Origin of the sequence: Streptomyces sp. SPB074, assembly GCF_000154905.1 — a bacterium.
Taxonomy (GTDB): Bacteria; Actinomycetota; Actinomycetes; order Streptomycetales; family Streptomycetaceae; genus Streptomyces.
In genome coordinates, this window is record NZ_GG770539.1 from 1,129,248 (window position 1) to 1,146,046 (window position 16,799).

17 protein-coding genes are annotated in these 16,799 nt (G+C 74.9%); 9 read left to right on the forward strand and 8 right to left on the reverse strand.

Annotation, left to right across the window (positions count from 1 at the left end; all coding sequences use genetic code 11):
• Positions 1-1,272 (reverse strand): MFS transporter (locus SSBG_RS04640; RefSeq protein WP_008745060.1); only part of this gene is annotated, 1,272 nt, incomplete at its 3' end.
• A 3-nt stretch (positions 1,273-1,275) separates the two neighbouring features.
• Positions 1,276-2,361 carry a GNAT family N-acetyltransferase gene (locus tag SSBG_RS04645; RefSeq protein ID WP_008745061.1) on the reverse strand — a complete coding sequence of 362 codons (1,086 nt, stop codon included), beginning with the start codon at positions 2,359-2,361 and terminating at the stop codon, positions 1,276-1,278.
• Positions 2,362-2,607: 246 nt separating this feature from the next.
• Between SSBG_RS04645 and SSBG_RS04650 the strand changes: the two genes are divergently transcribed.
• From SSBG_RS04650 to SSBG_RS04685, 8 genes are read left to right on the forward strand one after another with little or no spacing between them, the layout of a single operon-like run.
• A complete protein-coding gene (locus tag SSBG_RS04650; RefSeq protein ID WP_037868950.1) occupies positions 2,608-3,960 on the forward strand; it encodes a DegT/DnrJ/EryC1/StrS family aminotransferase in 1,353 nt (450 codons plus the stop codon).
• Complete coding sequence (locus SSBG_RS04655) at positions 3,957-4,874, forward strand: transketolase (RefSeq protein WP_324603489.1); 918 nt, start codon at positions 3,957-3,959, stop codon at positions 4,872-4,874. Before SSBG_RS04650 ends, SSBG_RS04655 begins: the two co-directional genes overlap by 4 nt.
• Entirely contained in the window at positions 4,871-6,001 is a 1,131-nt protein-coding gene (locus SSBG_RS04660; protein WP_078491210.1) for a transketolase family protein, read from the forward strand. Before SSBG_RS04655 ends, SSBG_RS04660 begins: the two co-directional genes overlap by 4 nt.
• On the forward strand, positions 5,998-6,177 hold the full coding sequence (locus SSBG_RS04665; protein ID WP_008745064.1) for a lysine biosynthesis protein LysW: 180 nt from the start codon (positions 5,998-6,000) through the stop codon (positions 6,175-6,177). The genes SSBG_RS04660 and SSBG_RS04665 overlap by 4 nt, the downstream gene beginning before the upstream one ends.
• 2 nt (positions 6,178-6,179) lie before the next feature.
• Positions 6,180-7,067, forward strand: coding sequence for a lysine biosynthesis protein LysX (gene lysX / locus SSBG_RS04670; RefSeq protein ID WP_106429408.1), 888 nt, complete (start codon positions 6,180-6,182; stop codon positions 7,065-7,067).
• Complete coding sequence (argC, locus tag SSBG_RS04675) at positions 7,064-8,086, forward strand: N-acetyl-gamma-glutamyl-phosphate reductase (protein WP_008745066.1); 1,023 nt, start codon at positions 7,064-7,066, stop codon at positions 8,084-8,086. The genes lysX and argC overlap by 4 nt, the downstream gene beginning before the upstream one ends.
• Positions 8,087-8,090: 4 nt before the next feature.
• Positions 8,091-8,981 carry a [LysW]-aminoadipate kinase gene (locus SSBG_RS04680; protein ID WP_267880280.1) on the forward strand — a complete coding sequence of 297 codons (891 nt, stop codon included), beginning with the start codon at positions 8,091-8,093 and terminating at the stop codon, positions 8,979-8,981.
• Complete coding sequence (locus tag SSBG_RS04685; RefSeq protein ID WP_008745068.1) at positions 8,978-10,075, forward strand: M20/M25/M40 family metallo-hydrolase; 1,098 nt, start codon at positions 8,978-8,980, stop codon at positions 10,073-10,075. The genes SSBG_RS04680 and SSBG_RS04685 overlap by 4 nt, the downstream gene beginning before the upstream one ends.
• Before the next feature lie 77 nt (positions 10,076-10,152).
• Here the strand turns inward: SSBG_RS04685 and SSBG_RS04690 are convergent, their stop codons facing one another.
• The 4 genes from SSBG_RS04690 to SSBG_RS04705 form a co-directional block, all read right to left on the reverse strand.
• A complete protein-coding gene (locus SSBG_RS04690; RefSeq protein WP_078491212.1) occupies positions 10,153-11,067 on the reverse strand; it encodes an AfsR/SARP family transcriptional regulator in 915 nt (304 codons plus the stop codon).
• A 201-nt stretch (positions 11,068-11,268) separates the two neighbouring features.
• Positions 11,269-11,751 carry a cupin domain-containing protein gene (locus SSBG_RS04695; protein ID WP_234010367.1) on the reverse strand — a complete coding sequence of 161 codons (483 nt, stop codon included), beginning with the start codon at positions 11,749-11,751 and terminating at the stop codon, positions 11,269-11,271.
• Positions 11,752-11,801: 50 nt separating this feature from the next.
• Entirely contained in the window at positions 11,802-13,241 is a 1,440-nt protein-coding gene (locus SSBG_RS04700) for an MFS transporter (RefSeq protein ID WP_008745071.1), read from the reverse strand.
• A 117-nt stretch (positions 13,242-13,358) separates the two neighbouring features.
• Complete coding sequence (locus SSBG_RS04705; protein WP_050776720.1) at positions 13,359-13,814, reverse strand: DUF3291 domain-containing protein; 456 nt, start codon at positions 13,812-13,814, stop codon at positions 13,359-13,361.
• Between the two features lie 128 nt (positions 13,815-13,942).
• On the opposite strand from SSBG_RS04705, the gene SSBG_RS04710 reads away from it, so the two are divergent.
• Positions 13,943-14,596 (forward strand): MerR family transcriptional regulator, encoded by a 654-nt coding sequence (locus SSBG_RS04710; RefSeq protein WP_008745073.1) that lies wholly within the window; start codon positions 13,943-13,945, stop codon positions 14,594-14,596.
• 27 nt (positions 14,597-14,623) lie between these two features.
• Here the strand turns inward: SSBG_RS04710 and SSBG_RS04715 are convergent, their stop codons facing one another.
• Both SSBG_RS04715 and SSBG_RS04720 read right to left on the reverse strand, forming a co-directional pair.
• Complete coding sequence (locus tag SSBG_RS04715) at positions 14,624-15,925, reverse strand: NAD(P)/FAD-dependent oxidoreductase (RefSeq protein WP_008745074.1); 1,302 nt, start codon at positions 15,923-15,925, stop codon at positions 14,624-14,626.
• A gap of 48 nt (positions 15,926-15,973) precedes the next feature.
• Positions 15,974-16,777, reverse strand: coding sequence for a 4'-phosphopantetheinyl transferase family protein (locus tag SSBG_RS04720; RefSeq protein WP_008745075.1), 804 nt, complete (start codon positions 16,775-16,777; stop codon positions 15,974-15,976).
• Between the last annotated feature and the right edge of the window lie 22 nt (positions 16,778-16,799).

The window sequence follows — 16,799 nt, forward strand, 5'->3', positions numbered from 1 at the left end:
GGAGGTGGTGCCCGCGACCGCGGGGGTGCGGGCCGGGGTGCCCTGGGCCGCGGCGCGCCCAAGGATGAACCCCGGGCGGCGCAGGACGAACGCCACGGCGAGCAGTGCCCCCGCGCTCGCCGCGCCGAGCAGGGCGAACGCGAAGCGGCCGGTCGCCTCGTAGAGCGCCACGCCGATGAGCGGGCCGACGACGTTGCCGAGGTCGGAGACCAGGCCGAAGAGCCCGTACGCCTTCCCGTCGTCGGCGCTGGCCGCCTTGAGCTCCACCACGCCCCGCCGGGCGGCGAGGAAGAGCGTCGCGTAGCCCGCCATGTAGACCAGGAAGCACGCCGCGACGACCCAGACCGACTTCCCGGCGGCCAGCGCGCACAGGCCGACGGCGCTGAGCGCCAGGCCCGTCACGGTCAGGCGCCGCAGCGACGGGGTGAAGCGGCCCATCAGCCACATCACGAGCGCGGACATCGCCAGCCCCCCGACGAGCACGGCGGAGATCACGGACCGGGAGGAGTCCGAATCCACGGCGCGCAGGTGCAGGGGCAGCAGCGGTTCCAGGGCCGAGTAGACGACGAAGGTGAACATGTCCATCAGGCCCAGGAGCAGCGCCCACACGTACCAGCGGGACGGGGCGACGGGGGCCGGGGCGTCCTTCGCGGCCGGCGCCGCGGCGGATGCCGGGGTGGCGTCGGCGTCGGCGGGCGCGGTGGCGGGTACGGCGTCGGGTCCCGGGATCGCGAGGACGAGGCCGACCGCCGTCAGGGCCGTGACCACCGCCCCCACGAGGAAGAGCCCGGTCAGCGAGGCGGGCCCCGCCAGGCCCGCGATGAGCGGGCCGAGGAGGAAACCGGCGATGGCGGCGGCGCCGAAGGAGCCCATCATGCGGCCGGTCGGGACGCCGTGGCGGCGGCACAGGGCCGTCATCCCAGCGTAGAGGGCGGGGCTCACCAGCCCCTCCCCCACGCCCCACACGACGCGGGCGGCGAGCAGTGTCGCACCGCTGTCGGCGAAGGCGGTGGCGGCGATGCCGACGGCCGCGAGGAGCATCGACAGCATGGCGACCCGGTCGGCGCGCCAGCGGTCGACCCACCAGCCGCCCAGCGGCTGGGCCAGCGCCTTCGCCGCCGCGAACAGCGCGAAGGTGAGCGCCACCACGAGCGGGCCCGCGCCGACCCGGTCCTCCAGGTCCGGCACGAACGGGATCATGACGGTGTACGAGGCGTTCACGCTGACGACGGCCGCCAGCAGCAGCGCCGCGCGGCGCCGGGCCGCTCCCATCGACTACTCCCCCTTGATGTAGGCCGACAGCTCGGTGTGCATCCGGCGCAGTTCGGGGACCAGGTCGGGGCGCGGGCCGGGGGCGTAGACCAGGGCGTACAGGTCCGTTCCCGTCAGCGCGTGCCGCTCCTTGAAGCGGTAGTTGTCCCGGCCCCATTCCAGGCGGCGTACGCCGTTGGCGTAGGCCCACTCGGTGCCCCGGTACATGAGGGCGACGTACGTGCTCAGGTCGTGCAGGCTCGCGTAGCTGACGCCGCCGCACATGAAGGTGACCTCGGTGCCGCGCCGGAAGGAGAAGAAGGCCCCGACGAGCCGCCCGTGCGCCTCGGCGACGAGGAGGAAGGCGCCGGGCATCTCCAGCAGGGCGGCCAGGGACGCCTCGTCGAAGAGCGGCGGCCAGTCGTTCTTGTCGCTCGTGTCGACCGTCAGCGGGTAGACGGCGGGCACCAGGGCGCGCGCCTCGGCGCCCTCCACCACCCTTACCGTCAGGCCGCGTTCGTCGGCCCGGCGCAGGCGTCGCGCCACGTCCCTGCGGATCTTGTTGGTGACCCGGTGGAGCTGGGTGTCCAGGTCGGGGGCGAGGTCGGTGGCGTAGGTGCGTTCCAGGTGCAGCCGGCCCACCGGCTCGCCCGCGACGCGCACCCAGTCCGCCGCACCCTCCTCGGTGAGGTTGGGGACGACGAGGAGTTCCCCGGTGCCCTCGGCGATCCACTCCATGGCGGTGGCGTGCGCGCCCTCGACGAGGGCGGCGGGCACGTGGCCGCGCCGGGTGTACATCGAGTACGGCGAACCGGCGAAGACGACGGGGTCGCCGAAGCGGCCGACGAGGCCCACCTGCCGTTCGTAGCCGTCCCAGAAGGGGCTCTCGTGCAGGGCGTAGAGGGGGAGCACCGAGGTGTCGCCGTCGGCGTCGGGGGCGGTGTGCACGTACGCCGTGCGGGCGCGGCGTTCGACCGTGACCCGTTCCCAGCCGCGCAGCCACGGCGCCGAGTCGTAGAGGCAGCTCGCCACCACCCGCTCCGGCACCGTCGGTGAGATGCCCCAGCGGGGCGCGGTCACCACGCCCGGCCCGGTGCGCGTGACGTCCATCCCGCAACCTCCTGCTCGGCCGTCCCGGTCACATCCTGGCCAGGCTAGACGCCGGTGGTCTCACGGCGCTCTCACGGCACACCTTTCGGCGCTCTCGTGGGCGCGGAGCCGGGTGAGAGGGGCGGGAGAACGGCGGCCCGTAGGTTCCTTGGCGGGCTGCGGCCCACGGCGCCCGGCCCGCACCAGCCGGCACCGGGCACGACGCGGGAACGGTCAGGCTCAGTCCTAGCTCACCTGGAGAGAGACATGACGGCACAGCTGGCGATGTTCGGTAGCAAGCCCGTGGTGGAACCCGAGCACCGGCGCCTGGAGTGGCCGGTGGTGACGCAGGCCGACCGGGACGCGGTGCTGCGCGTCCTGGACAGCCGCAAGTTCACCGTCGGCGCGAAGAACGAGCCGGAGATCAGCGGCCTGGAGAGCGAGTGGGCCGAGTTCTGCGACACGCGGCACGCGGTCGCCGTCAACAGCGGCACGGTGGCGCTGGAGCTGGCGCTGACGGCGCTGGGCATCCAGCCGGGCGACGAGGTGATCGTCCCGGCGCTGAGCTACGTGGCGACGGCGATGGCGCCGCTGTACCAGCTCGCGGTGCCGGTGTTCGTGGACATCGACCCGGTCACCTTCAACATCGACGTGAACCGCATCGAGGAGAAGATCACCGACCGCACGCGTGCCATCATCCCCGTCCACCTGGGCGGCCTGCCCGCCGACATGGACGAGATCCGGGCCCTGGCGCGCCGGCACGACCTGCTGGTGATCGAGGACGCCGTGCAGGCGCAGGGCGGCAAGTACCGGGGTGAGACGGCCGGTTCGATGGGCGCGGCCTCGGTGTTCAGCCTCAACGTGGAGAAGTCGGTCCCGACCTGCGGCGAGGGCGGCCTGATCGTCACGGACGACGAGGAGGTGGCCACGCGCTGCCGCAGCCTGCGGGTCCTCGGCGAGGACCTGAGCACGGACGAGCGGCTGTACGTGTCGGCCACGCGCGGCTCCAACCTCAAGCTGTCCTCGGTCCTCGCGGCGTTCACCCGGGCGCAGCTCGGCCGCTTCTGGGACTACCAGGAGCGGCGGGACAAGAACATCCCGGTGTTCCTGGAGCGGCTCGGGGCGCTGCCCGGGATCGTCGTGCCCACGGCGCCGGACGACCGGACGCACATGTGGCACATGCTGCGGTTCCGTTTCGACCCGATCGCGGCGGGCCTGGAGGGTGTGGAGGCCGGGCCGTTCCGGCAGGCACTGCGCCGGGCGCTGCTCGCCGAGGGTGTGCCGCTGACGCACTACCAGATCATCCCGCTGCCCGGTCAGCCGGTCTTCCAGAAGCAGGACGCGTACGGCAAGGGCTACCCGTGGTCGCTGCCGGGCGTCAACCCGCAGCGGTACGACCTGGCGGACTACCCCGTCACGTGCCAGGTCATCGAGGACTCGCTGTGCCTGCGCCGGATGCACCTGAACCCGGACGCGGGACCGGCGCTGGACGCCTACGCGACCGCGTTCGAGCGGGTGTGGGAGAACCTGGACGTGGTCGGGCGCATCGCCCGGTCGCTGGACTACGCGCCGCCGTGGGCGGTCGTGAAGGGCCAGGAAGCCGCCGGGAGGACCGCGTGAGCGTGCCGGTGGCGCGTGCCGCGGCGGCGCCCGCTCCCCCGGCCGTGCCGTCCGCGCCACCCGTGCCGGCGGGGGCCGGGGAGTTGCCCGCCGATCCGCACGACGAGCTGCGGGAGAAGGCGCTGGCGGTACGGGAACACGTGCTGCGGATGGCGGCGGGCGCGTCGGGCGCGCACGTCGGCGGCTGCCTCTCGGCCACCGACGTGCTGGTGGCGCTGCACTTCCGGGTGCTGCGGCTGCGGCCCGAGGAGCCCCGGTGGCAGGGGCGGGACCGTTTCGTGCTGAGCAAGGGCCACGCGGGGGCGGCGCTGTACGCCACCCTCGCCGAGCGGGGGTTCTTCCCGGTGGCCGAGCTCGACACGTACGGCACGCCCGCCGGCCGGCTGGGGGCGCACCCGACGACGGCGGTGCCGGGGGTGGAGTTCGCGACCGGTTCCCTCGGTCACGGTCTCTCGCTCGCCACCGGGCTGGCGCTCGCCGCGCGGCGGGCCGGGGCGGACACCCGCGTGTACGCCCTGCTGGGCGACGGGGAGTTGCAGGAGGGGTCCAACTGGGAGGCGGCGATGTCCGCCGCGCACCTGGGCCTGGACAACCTGACCGCCGTCGTGGACCGGAACCGCTTGCAGATCAGCGGCAACACGGAGGAGCGCATGGGCCTGGAGCCGCTGGCCGACAAGTGGCGGGCCTTCGGGTGGCGGGTGACGGAGACCGACGGGCACGACTTCACGCGGCTGCTGCCCGCGCTGGAGCGGCCCGCGGAGCCCGGCCGTCCTTCGGTGGTCATCGCCGACACCGTCAAGGGCCGGGGCGTGCGGCACCTGGAGCACCGCAAGCAGGGGCACTTCGCGAAGCTGTCGGCGTCCGCGTACGAGCGGGCGCTGGCCGCGCTGCGGGCCGGGCGGGCCGCGCGGTGAGCGGCGTACCGGCGACGGCCGGTGGCGCGCCCGCGACGGCCGGTCCCGCGCCCGCGACGGCCGGTGGCGCGCCCGTACCCTCGCTCGCCGAGGCGGTCCAGGAGGCCGCGGGTCCGCACGCGCCCGGGTGGGACGGCTCGGACCGTACCGCCTACCGGATCGCGCTGCTGGAACTCGCCCTGGCCGACGGCCGGGTCTGGTGCCTGGACTCCGACATGGGCGGGCTGGAGAAGTCGTTCCAGGCCGCGCTGCCCGACCGTTACGTGGACCTCGGGATCGCCGAGGCGAACATGATGTCCGTCGCGGCGGGCCTGGCGGCGACGGGCGTCCGGCCCTTCGTCAACACCATGGCCGCGTTCGCCTCCGCGCGGGCCCTGGAGCAGGTGAAGACGGACATCGCCTATCCGGGCCTGCCGGTGCGGATCGTCGCGACCCACTCCGGCCTGTCCGCCGGGAACCTGGGGCCCACGCATCACGCCGCGCAGGACCTGGCGGCGTTGCGGACGCTGCCGGGGATGACGGTGATGACGCCCGCCGACGCCGAGGAGACCGTCCGGATGGTGCGGGCGGCGGCCGAGCTGCCCGGACCGGTGTACATCCGGCTGGGCCGGGGGCCGACGGAGGCGGTGGGCGGTCCGGCGGAGTTCACCGTCGGACGGGCGCGGCGGCTGCGCGAGGGCGGGGACGTGACGCTCGTCGCGGCCGGTTCGCTCCCGGTGCTCCTCGCGCTGCGCGCCGCGCGGACGCTGGCCGCCGAGGGCGTGCGGGCCGCCGTCCTGGACCTGCACACGATCAAGCCGCTGGACGTCGCGGCCCTGGTGGAGGCGGCCCGTACGGGGGCCGGCCTCGTCACGGTCGAGGACCACTCGGTGCTCGGCGGGCTCGGCGGCGCCGTCGCCGAGGCGCTCGCCGCGCAAGCCCCGGCGCGGCTGGTGGCCCTGGGCATCCCCGACGCCTTCGCCACCCGGCCGGGCGGGCACCAGGACCAGCTCACCGCCGCGGGCGTCACCGCCGAGGCCGTGCACCGGGCCGCGCGGGCCGTCGTCGACGGCCGCCCCTACGACCACTCCCCGCACCATCCGCACCACATCCCGCACCGATCGATCCACGAGGAGAACGTGTCATGACCACCGCCGTCATCAACGCCTGCCCCGAGTGCGCGCAGCACGTCGCCGCGCCCGCCCCCGTCCGTGTCGCGTCCATCGTCGTCTGCCCGTCCTGCTCCGTGGAGCTGGAGGTCATCTGCGTGGACCCGGTCGAGTACGCGCTCGCGCCGGAGATCGAGGAAGACTTCGGGGAGTGACCGTGCGGACGAGTGCGTCACCGGACGGCCCCCTGGCCGTCCTGCTCTCCAGGGTCCGCCTGGAGGAACGGCTGATCCTGGAGGCCCTGGAACACCGGAACGTGCCGCACGAGTCCGTGGACGACCGCACCCTGGTCCGCGACCTCGCGTCGCGGGCCGGGGCGCGCCACCGGGGCGTGCTGAACCGGATCATGTCCCACACCCGCAGCCTCTACGCCGCGCGGCTCTTCGAGGCGGCCGGGCAGACGGTGTTCAACTCCGCCGACGTCATCGACGTGTGCGGCGACAAACTCCGTACCTCGCTCGCCCTCGTGGCCGCCGGTGTCCCCACGCCCCGCACGGTGGTGGCCCTCACCCCGGACGCGGCGTTGCGCGCCGTCGAGGAGATCGGCTACCCGGCGGTGCTCAAGCCGCTCGTCGGCTCGTGGGGGCGGCTGCTGTCGAAGGTCAACGACCGGGACGCCGCCGAGACCGTGATCGAGCACCGGCAGTCGCTGCGCTCCCCCCAGCACTCGGTCTTCTACGTGCAGGAGTTCATCGACGCCCCGGGCCGTGACATCCGCGCGCTGGTACTGGGCGAGCGGGTGGTGGCGGCGGTGTACCGCGCCTCGGACCACTGGATCACCAACACCGCGCGGGGTGCCACCACGCGGGTGTGCGAGGTGACGCCCGAGCTGGCGAAGCTCGCCCGCGCGGCGGCGGACGCGGTCGGCGGCGGGATGCTCGCCGTCGATCTCATCGAGCGGCGCGACGGCGAGGTGCTGGTGACGGAGGTCAACCACACGATGGAGTTCCACGGCCTGATGGCCGCGACCGGCCTGGACGTCGCGGGCCTCGTCGTGGACCACGTCCTGGAGACCCTGCGCGCGGAGGAGGTGACGGCGGCGTGAAGGCCACCGTGGTCGGTGCGGGCGGTTACATCGGCGGGGAGCTCCTGCGGCTGCTGCTGGGCCACCCCCGGCTGGAGCTGACGCAGGCCACCTCCACCCGGCTGCGGGGCCGTCCCCTGCACACGGCGCACCCGAACCTGCGCGGCGCCGACGCCCCGGGGTTCGTCGCCGAGGAGGACGCCACCGAGACGGACGTGGTCTTCCTCGCCGTGCCGCACGGCGCCTCGGCGGGGGCGGTGGAGCGCTGGTCGGCGATGGCGCCCACCGTCATCGACCTGAGCGCCGACCACCGCGTGCACGACGACGCCCTGCGGGCGCGCCACTACCCGAAATCGACCGCGACACGGGAGTGGCTGGACCGCTTCCGCCCCGGCGTCCCCGAGCTGTACCGGGAGCGGCTGCGGGGTGCCTCGCACATCGCGGTGGCCGGGTGCATGGCCGGGGCGGGCATCCTCGCGCTGCACCCGCTGGCCGCCGCGGGCCTGGTCGCCGGGCCGGCGCTGGTGGACGCCCGTACGGGCTCCAGCGGCGGCGGGCGGGTGCCCGACGAGGGCAGCCACCACCCGGAGCGGGCGGGCGCGCTGCGCATGGCGAAACCGCACGGGCACCGGCACACGGCGGAGATCGAGCAGGTGTGCGGGGTGCCGGTGCGGATGACGGTCACCGCGATCGACGCGGTCCGCGGCATCCAGGTGGCGGTGCACATCACCCCCTCCCGGCCCGTCACCGAGCGGGAGGTGTGGGCGCTGTACCGCGAGGCCTACGCCGGTGAGCCGTTCGTGCGGCTGGTGCGGGAGCGGTCCGCGCTGCGCCGGATGCCCGACCCGAAGATCCTCAGCGGCACGAACTTCTGCGACATCGGCCTCTCCCTCAACTCCGAGGGGGACCACCTGATCGTGGTGGCGGCCATGGACAACCTGGTGAAAGGTGGGGCCGGAAATGCCGTCCAGTGCGTCAACATCGCCGCCGGATTCGAGGAGTCGGCAGGACTGCGCTTCGCCGGGCTCCACCCGGCCTGAGCGGATCGTCGTCAAGATCGGCGGCTCCTTGCAGAGCCGGATGGGCGACGCCTGCGCCGACATCGCCCGGCTGACCGCCGCCGGGCACCAGGTGGTCGTGGTGCACGGCGGGGGCGCCGACGCGGACCGGCTCGCCGCCGAACTCGGGCGCCCCGCACGGCGGATGACCGCGCCGGGCGGCCGGGAGAGCCGCTACACGGACGGTCCCGCGCTGGACGCGCTCGCCATGGCGATGCTCGGCCGCGTCAAGCCGACGCTGCTGGCCGCGCTCAGCGGCTCGGGCCTGTGGCCCGTGGGCCTCTCCGGCCTGGACGGCGGGCTCGTCACCGCGCGGCGCAACCCGCCGGCGCGCGCGGTGGTGGACGGGGTGGAACAGGTCGTGCGCGACGACCACTCCGGCCGTATCGCGGAGGTGAACCCGGCGCTGCTGCTCATGCTGCTGCGCGGCGGGTTCACCCCGGTCGTCTCGCCGCCGGCGCTGGACGCGGCGCGGGGCATGGTCAACGTGGACGCCGACCGGCTCGCCGCCCGGCTCGCCGTCGCGGTCGGCGCGGACTGGCTCGTCCTGCTCTCGGACGTCCCCGGGCTGCTGCGCGACGGCGCGGACGCGGGCACCCTTGTCGAGCGGCTGCCGCACGCCGAGCTGGACGCCTACCTGCCGCTCGCGGCGGGGCGGATGCGGGTAAAGGTCCGCAGCGCGGCCGAGGCCTTCGCCGCCGGGGTGCCGCACGTGGTGCTGGGCGACGGACGCCTGGAGGCGCCCGTCACGGCCGCGCGCGCGGGAGCGGGCACGGTGTTCGTCCCCGGCGGGAGCCCCGCGCGGGGCGCGCGCGGGCGGCGCGCCGGTGGCAGGACGGCCGCGGGAGCGGCCGCCGTCCCGGGGGCGGCCCGATGAGCGCCCCTTCGGGCGCGCGCGCCGAGGCGCTGCTGCGGCGCATGGTGGAGATCGCCTCCCCGTCCGGCTCCGAGCAGGAGCTCGCGGCCTTCCTGGAGCGGGAGTTGCCGGAGTGGGGTTTTTGCACACGGCAGGACGAGGTGGGCAACGTCCTGGCCGAGCGGGGGCCGGCCGAGGGGCCCGTCATCATGCTGGTCGGGCACATGGACACCGTCCCCGCCCCGGTCGCGGTGCGGCGCGAGGGGGACCTGCTGTACGGGCGGGGCACCGTGGACGCCAAGGGGCCGCTGGCGACGATGGTGTGCGCAGCGGCGAGCGCGCGGACGGGTCCGGTACGGGTCGTGGTGGCCGGGGTGGTGGAGGAGGAGACGTTCGGGCGCGGCGCCACCCACCTCGCGCGCGGGCCCCGCCCGGACGCGGTGATCGTCGGCGAGCCCAACGGCTGGGCCGGGGTCGGCATCGGCTACAAGGGCCGGGTCGTGGTGCGCTACGAGGTGCGGCGTCCCGCCGCGCACACCGCCTCGCCGGAGGAGCAGGCCGCGGACGCGGCGGCCGCCTTCCACCACGCGGTGGTCCGCTACTGCGCGGAGCACGTCACCGGGCCGCGCGCCTTCGACCAGCCGCTGCCGACGCTGCTGCGCGTGGAGGGCACGATCGAGCACGCCCGGCTGACCCTGGCCGTCCGCACCCCGCCCGGCTTCGACCTGCCGTCCTTCGAGGCGTTCCTGACCGAGGCGGCCGGCGACGCGCGGCTGTGGATCGACGACCGCACCCCGGCGGTGCGCGTGGATCACCGCGGCGCGGTGGTGCGCGCCCTGTGCGGCGGTGTCCGCGCCCAGGGGGGCCGTCCCCGGCTGAAGCTCAAGACGGGGACTGCCGACCTGAACATCGTGGAGCCCGCCTGGGGCTGCCCGGCGGCGGTCTACGGTCCGGGGGACTCCGCGCTGGATCACACCGACCACGAGCACATCGACCTGCGCGAGTACGCCACCGCGATCGAGGTGCTGCGGCACGGCCTCGAAGCGCTGGCGGCGGAGCTGGCCGGGGACGCCGGGGCGGAGGCGGACGCGGGGGCGCGGGCCGTGCTCCGGTGAGCCGGGCGCCCGTCCCCGGCCCCCGCCGCGCGGGCTCCCGGACGGGCGCTTGCGGGCGGCGGGGGCGGCGGACGGGGTCAGCGGGCCGTGCCGGACACCTCGCGGACGACGTGCCCGGTGCCGCCCGTGCCTCCGTACAGGCGCACGGGACGCCCGTCGATGATCCGCTGGTGCAGGTCCTGGAGCCCGGCGCACGGGTCGAGGCCGACGTGGCTGACGAGGGCGGCGCGGCCGGCCCGGTAGGCGGCGAGGGCGTCGGCGCGGCGGTCGGAGAGGTAGAGCGCGGTCATCAGGCGGCCCCGCAGTTGCTCGCGCAGCGGGTGCTCCTCGACCAGCAGGCTGAGTTCGCCGACGAGTTCGCGGTGGCGTCCGAGGGCGAGTTCGGCGTCGAAGCACTCCTCCAGGAGGGTGAGGCGGCGCTCCGCCCAGTAGGCGGCGACGGGAGCCAGGCCCCGGCTGCTGAGCCCCGCGAGGGGTTCGCCGCGGAAGAGGGCGAGGGCCGCGCGGTAGTGCTCGACGGTGCCCTCCAAGTTGTCGGGGGCGGCGGCCCGGCCCCGTTCCCTGTGGGCCTCGAACTGGCGGGTGTCGAGGTGGGCGTCGGAGGTGCGGAGCAGGTAGCCGCCGCGGACGGTCTCGATGAGGTCGGGCGGGCCGCCGGCCTCCGTCCACGCCTTGCGCAGCCGCCAGACGCACGTCTGGATCTGCTTCTCGGCGGTGACGGGCGGGGTGCCGCCCCAGACCGCGTCCACCAGGCGGCTGACCGGTACGGCCCGGTCGGCCTCGGTCAGCAGGACGGCGAGGACGGTGAGCTGGCGGCTTTCGGGGAAGGGCACGTCCCGTCCGTCGACGCGTACGCGCAAGGGCCCGAGGAGGGCGAAGGAGACGTCGGGGACGCGCGCCGCGCCGAGGTGCGGAGCGGGCGCGGCGGCGGTACCGGAGAACGGGGCTCCGGGGGTGCGGGAGGTGGCGGCGGTGGTGAGAGGCAGACGCATGGTGTTCTCCGGTTCTGTGGAAGGCCCGGCCCACCGCGGTGCGGCCGGCGTGGTTGGCACGACAGAGGGAGGAGCGGCGAATGCGGGGGGACGCCCGGCCCGGGGACGGAAGGGCGCGAAGAGCCCCGTCCGGTGGGGGCCGCCCCCGGGGGTGTGCCCCGGGGAGGTGGGACCGGGCGGGGCCGGTGGCGCGGGAGGGGGTCAGCCGTCCTCGCGGTCCTGCGGGAGCTTGAAGACGGAGAGGTACCGCACGGGCGTGAGGGCCTCGAAGTGGCTGTGACGCGAGCCGGCCGCTGCGGCGAAGACGTCTCCGGTGGTCATCGGCACGCCCTGGTTCACGCAGTCGCCCTCGATGACGTAGAGGAACTCGGTGTGGGCGTGGGTGTGCGGGTCCGTGACGTAGCCGGGCTCCGCCTCGACCAGGGCCATGAGGTAGCCGTCGGCGCGGGCGGTGAGCCGGGCGCGGGCCTTGCCGTCGGAGCCCCAGGGAATCCAGGGGACGGAGTCGTCCACGTGGACGATGGACCAGCCCTCCAGGGAGGGGGTCTCGGGGGCCGCGGTCCGCGGCGAGGGTGCGGGGCCCGGCGCGAGGTCCGGCGCCGGGGTGGTGGTCGTGGCGGGTTCGGGGACGGCATCATGACGCTCCAGGGGCGCGGTCCGTACCCCCGGGGGCGCTGGGGCCACCGGGGGCGGGGACCGCCGGGTCGGTGAGGTGGTACGGGGAGGGGCGAGGGTCAGACGGTGGCCTTGGCCGCGGGCTCGGTACCGGGAGCGCTCTCGGCGGCGGGCGCGTCCGGGGCGGGCGACTGGCGGGGGATGCCGAGGGCGGCCACCGCGCCGAGCAGGACCACTCCGACGCCCACCCACACCGCGGGGTGCAGGCCGTCGACGAACGCCTGCGGGGAGGTGGTGGCGCCGGAGCCGGCGAACACCGTGCTCAGCACGGCGATGCCCAGCGCGCCGCCGACCTCGCGGACGGTGGTGTTGGCGCCCGAGGCCTTGCCCGCGTAGTGCGGGGCGACCGAGCCGAGCACCACCGCGGCGGTCGGCGCGAAGACGAAGCCCATGCCGATCCCGGCCACGATCATCGGCGCGACGAGCGTCCCGTAGGGGGTGTCCGTACCGGCGACGAGGTTGATCCAGGCCAGGCCGACGCCTTGCAGGAAGAGCCCGAGCGCCATGAGGCGTCCGCCGCCGACCTTGCTGGTGAGCACGCCGGCCACGGGGGCGACGAACATCGGCATCAGCGTCCAGGCCAGGGTGCGCACGCCCGCCTCCAGCGGGGAGCGCGCCGGGGCGATCTGGAGGTACTGGGCGAGGAGGAAGAGCGAACCGAAGACGCCGAAGTACATCGCGGCGGAGACGACGTTGGTGAGGGTGAAGGCCCGCACCTTGTAGAACGACAGGGGCAGCATCGGCTGCGGGACGCGGCGCTCCCAGACGAGGAAGAGGGTCAGGAGGACGACGGCGGCCACGAAGGAGCCGATGACGGTGCCGGAGGTCCAGCCGTCGGTCTCGCCGTGCACGATGCCCCACACGAGGGCGAACAGCGCGGCGGAGGCGAGCACCATGCCGGGCAGGTCCAGGCCCACGCCGTCCTGGCGGCTCTCGCGCAGCACGAAGCGGATCAGCGGCAGGGCGACGATGCCGACCGGCACGTTGACCCAGAAGATCCACTGCCAGTCGAGCCCGTCCACGACGGCGCCGCCGACGACCGGGCCGAGGGCCACGGCGAGGCCGCTGATCCCGGACCACAGGCCGAGCGCCAGTCCGCGCAGCCGGCTGGGCACCGCCTGCGAGAGCAGCGTCAGCGACAGCGGCATGACCGCGGCGCCGCCCACCCCCTGGACGGCGCGGGCCGCGATCAGCTCACCGCTGGTGTCGGCCAGTCCGCAGAAGACGGAGGCGACGGTGAACAGGGCGATGCCGAGCATGAACACGCGCCGTCGCCCGAAGCGGTCGCCGAGGGCGGCGCCGGTCAGGAGCAGACAGGCGAAGCTCAGCACGTAGGCGTTGACGAACCACTGCAACGCCTGGGTGTCGGCGTCCAGTTCGGTGGCGAGGGTATGCAGGGCGGTCGAGACGACCAGGTTGTCCAGCGCGACCATGAACATCGGGACGCTGCACGCCACGATCGAGAGCCACAGGGGCACCCGGCGTTCGGGCTTGGTCATGGTGAGGCTCCAGCGGGAGGGTCCGCGGCGGGGCGGACGGGTGGGATCGGACAGGGCGGGGAGCGGGCGGAGGGGAGGCCGGGCGGGGAGGGGCCCGGGCGGGCGCGGGGAGCGGGGTCAGGAGGCGGCGCGGCCGGTCCCGGCCGGACCGGTGTCCCGCTCGTCCCGCGCGTCCTGCTCCGCCCGGTGCCGGGCCAGGTGCTCCTTGGCGTTCGCCCAGGGGATGGGCAGCTCGCCGACGGGGACCTCCCAGAAGGTGAAGTCCGAGCGGCGCATGGTGGGGCGCAGTCCGGTCATGATCGACTTGTGGGGTTCGGTCTTCGCGTAGGCGTAGAGCTGCTCGCGGCTCTCCCAGGCGGACAGCGTCCAGAAGGTGCGTTGCAGCGGGTTGGCGATGAGGGAGGCGCCGAGGGCTCCGTGCGCGCCGCGCACCTGTTTCCAGGCGGCCAGCGAGCGCAGGAAGAACTTCGGCACGTCCTTCAGCGAGCGCACCTCCAGGCGGGAGGCCATGACGAGCGCGCTGTTCACACCGGCGCTCGGGGGGTTCGGGGTGGTCCAGGGGAGAGTGGGCACAGCGGTTGCTCCCGACGTGGAGGGCGCCTCGCGCGGCCCCTCGCGGACCGGCTCGCGACCTATTGGACAGTGGCACTACCCATGATAGACAGTAGAACTATCGAGTGGCCAGAAGGAAGGTGAACATCGTGCGAATCTCCGAACTCAGCAGGCGTAGCGGAGTCTCCGTCCCGACGATCAAGTACTACATCCGTGAGGAGCTGCTGCCGCCCGGCCGCCTCGTCTCCGCCACCCAGGCCGAGTACGACGAACAGCACCTGCGCCGGCTGCGGCTGCTGCGGGCGCTGATCGGGACGCGCGGCCTCTCCGTGGACACCACCCGGCAGGTCCTCCTCGCCCTGGCCGAACGCGGTTCCTCCCCGCACCACGTCCTCGGCCTCGCCCTCGGCGCGATCCGGGTGGGCGGGGAGCGCGCCGCGCGGGACGCCGCCGAGACCTCCGCTCCGGCCGGGGAGCCGGACGAGGCGGAGCGGTCCGTCACCGCGCTGCTGGAGGAGCTGGGCTGGGACGTCTACAAGGACACCCCGGCCCGGGAGGCGCTGGCCGAGACCCTCGCCGCGCTGCGGCGCTTCGGCGTGGCCGGCGACTGGCGGACGCTGCTGCCCTACGCCCGCCTGGCCGCCGACACCGCCCGCCTGGACCTCGACCAGCTCGACGGGCTGGACGATCCGCTGGAGATGGCGGAGCGGGCCGTCGTGGTCACGACCCTGCTGGAACCGGCCCTCCTGGCGCTGCGCCGTCTCGCCCAGGAGCACGAGTCGGCGCGGCGCCACGAGAGCTGAGCGGGGCCCGGCGGCCGGGTCCCGCGCTCAGCCGTCCAGCTCGGCGAGCAGCCGCAGCGCGGCCTGCTTGCCCGAGGCCCAGGCCGCCTCGTGCGAGCCGATCTGGTCGACGCCCAGCTTCGGCGAGTGGAAGTAGGAACCGGCCAGCTTCACGCGGGTGTTCTCGTTGACCCGGTAGATGTCCTTCTGCAAGGCCCGGACCGCGCCGTCGAGGATGGGGTGGGTGTAGCGGAAGCGGGCGATGACCTTGTCCGCGTCGAGTGCGCGCGGGTAGTCGAGGGTGATGAAGTAGTCCGTGCGGGAGGTGAAGTCGTGCAGCTTGTTGAGGTAGTACACGACGTACGTGCGCGGGGCGCCGTCCAGCTCGACCTTGCCGTAGTTCCACGACTCCCAGCGCGCGCGGTCGCCTGAGATGACGGAGGTGTCGGTGCTCAGCGCCACGTCGGAGGCGTTGTAGCGGACGGTGGAGAGCACCGTGCGCTGGTGGTCGGTGGGGTTGCCCAGCAGGGCCAGCGACTGGTCCGCGTGGGCGGCGAGGACGACGTGGTCGTAGCGCTCGCGGCCCGAGGCGGTGACCACGGTGGCGTGGTCGGCGCCCTGCTCGACGGCGGTCACCGGCTCGCCCGCGCGGATCTCGGGGCCGATGGCGGCGATCGCCTTGCGCACGTAGCTGATGGACCCCCCGCCCACGGTGCGCCAGTCGACCCGGCTGCCGCCGAGGCCGCCCTCGTCGTGGCCCATGAAGAAGGCGATCACGGTCGCGGCCGGCATCTCCCAGATCTGCTCGGCCGGCACCGACCACACGGCGGAGCACAGCAGGATGAGGTACGAGTGGCGGAACTCGGCGCTGTAGCCGCCCGCGTCCAGGTACTCCCGCATCGGCACCTCCGCGCGGCCGCGCAGGAAGTCGCGGCGGCCCTCGGTGTGGAAGCGGCGCACCTCCCGCCACACGGGCAGGAACTCGGGCGTCGCCGCGTACCGGGCGGTGACCTCCTCCTCGGGGAGGTCCAGCTCCTTCGTGCCGTACTCCAGCCCCGAGTCCAGGTCGAAGAAGTTGAAGCCGCCGGGGTGGTCCACCATCTCCACGCCCAGCTCGTCGAAGACCGGCGTCATCGTGGGATAGGCCAGGCGGTTGAAGACGATGAAGGCGGTGTCCAGGCCCAGGACGCGGCCCTCGTCCTCCACCTCGACGGTGTTGGCGTGGCCGCCGAGCCGGTCCTCCTTCTCGTAGAGGGTGATGTGGGCGCGCTCGCGCAGGTGGTAGGCGGCGGAGATGCCGGACGGGCCGGCGCCGACGACGGCGATACGGGGCGTGCGGGGCTGCGACATGGTCTCTCCACGGTCGGGTGGGGCGGGTACGGACGGACAGGGGGTGGTTCAGGTGCGGGACGGCCCGGGCGGGGGCGCCGCCGCGGGCTCGCCGGTGACGGGCTCCTGGAGGGCGAGCCCGAGGACGTGGCGCGGGCCGGGGCGCAGCAGACGCAGGCGCCAGCGCGCGGCCTCGGCCGCGGGCAGCAGGGGGTCGTCCACGGCGAGGGGAGCCGCGCCGGGGCCCGGCGCGCCGCGGTCGCGGAAGGTGAAGGTGGACAGGGGCCGGGTCAGGCCGGTGCCGAGCGCCTTGAGATACGCCTCTTTCAGCACCCACAGCTCGGCGAGCCGCACCGCGCGGGCCGGGCCGTCCAGGGCGTCGAGGGCGGCGCGTTCGGCGGGCGCGAGGTGCGGCGGGAGGTGGGTGAGCGCGTCGGGCCGGGCGGGCACGCCCTCCACGTCCACGCCGCAGCCGCCCGCCGGCGTGACGACGCAGGCGAGGAGCCCGTCGGTGTGCGAGAGGTTGAAACGCAGGCCCTGGTCCGGCGGGGGCAGTTCGGGGCGGCCCCAGGGGCCGGCGGTGAAGTGCCACCGGTGGGGCGGGCGGCCGTCGTGGGCGCTGAGGGCGTGCCGGACGAGCAGGCGCGCGCCGAGGTGGCGGCGGCGCGCCGCCTCCCCGCGCAGGCGCGCCCACCGCTCGCGCTCCGCCGCGCTCAGCACGCCCGCCCCGCCCGCCCGGGCGGCGAAGGCGTCCACCGCCGCCTCGGGCAGCAGGTGCAGCGTGGCGGGGCCCGGAGCGAGGCGGTGGACGACGGGGGCGGACCGGGAACCGGCGTCCGGTGGGAGCAGCGCGGCGGGCGGGGACAGGGGCACCGGGGGTCACTCCTCTCGGCGA

Bases quoted from the DNA above. Each gene is read 5' to 3' on its own strand.
- SSBG_RS04700 (WP_008745071.1), bottom strand. From the start codon at position 13,241: ATGACCAAGCCCGAACGCCGGGTGCCCCTGTGGCTCTCGATCGTGGCG.
- SSBG_RS04665 (WP_008745064.1), top strand. From the start codon at position 5,998: ATGACCACCGCCGTCATCAACGCCTGCCCCGAGTGCGCGCAGCACGTC.
- SSBG_RS04645 (WP_008745061.1), bottom strand. From the start codon at position 2,361: ATGGACGTCACGCGCACCGGGCCGGGCGTGGTGACCGCGCCCCGCTGG.
- SSBG_RS04650 (WP_037868950.1), top strand. From the start codon at position 2,608: ATGACGGCACAGCTGGCGATGTTCGGTAGCAAGCCCGTGGTGGAACCC.
- SSBG_RS04685 (WP_008745068.1), top strand. From the start codon at position 8,978: ATGAGCGCCCCTTCGGGCGCGCGCGCCGAGGCGCTGCTGCGGCGCATG.
- SSBG_RS04690 (WP_078491212.1), bottom strand. From the start codon at position 11,067: ATGCGTCTGCCTCTCACCACCGCCGCCACCTCCCGCACCCCCGGAGCC.
- SSBG_RS04715 (WP_008745074.1), bottom strand. From the start codon at position 15,925: ATGTCGCAGCCCCGCACGCCCCGTATCGCCGTCGTCGGCGCCGGCCCG.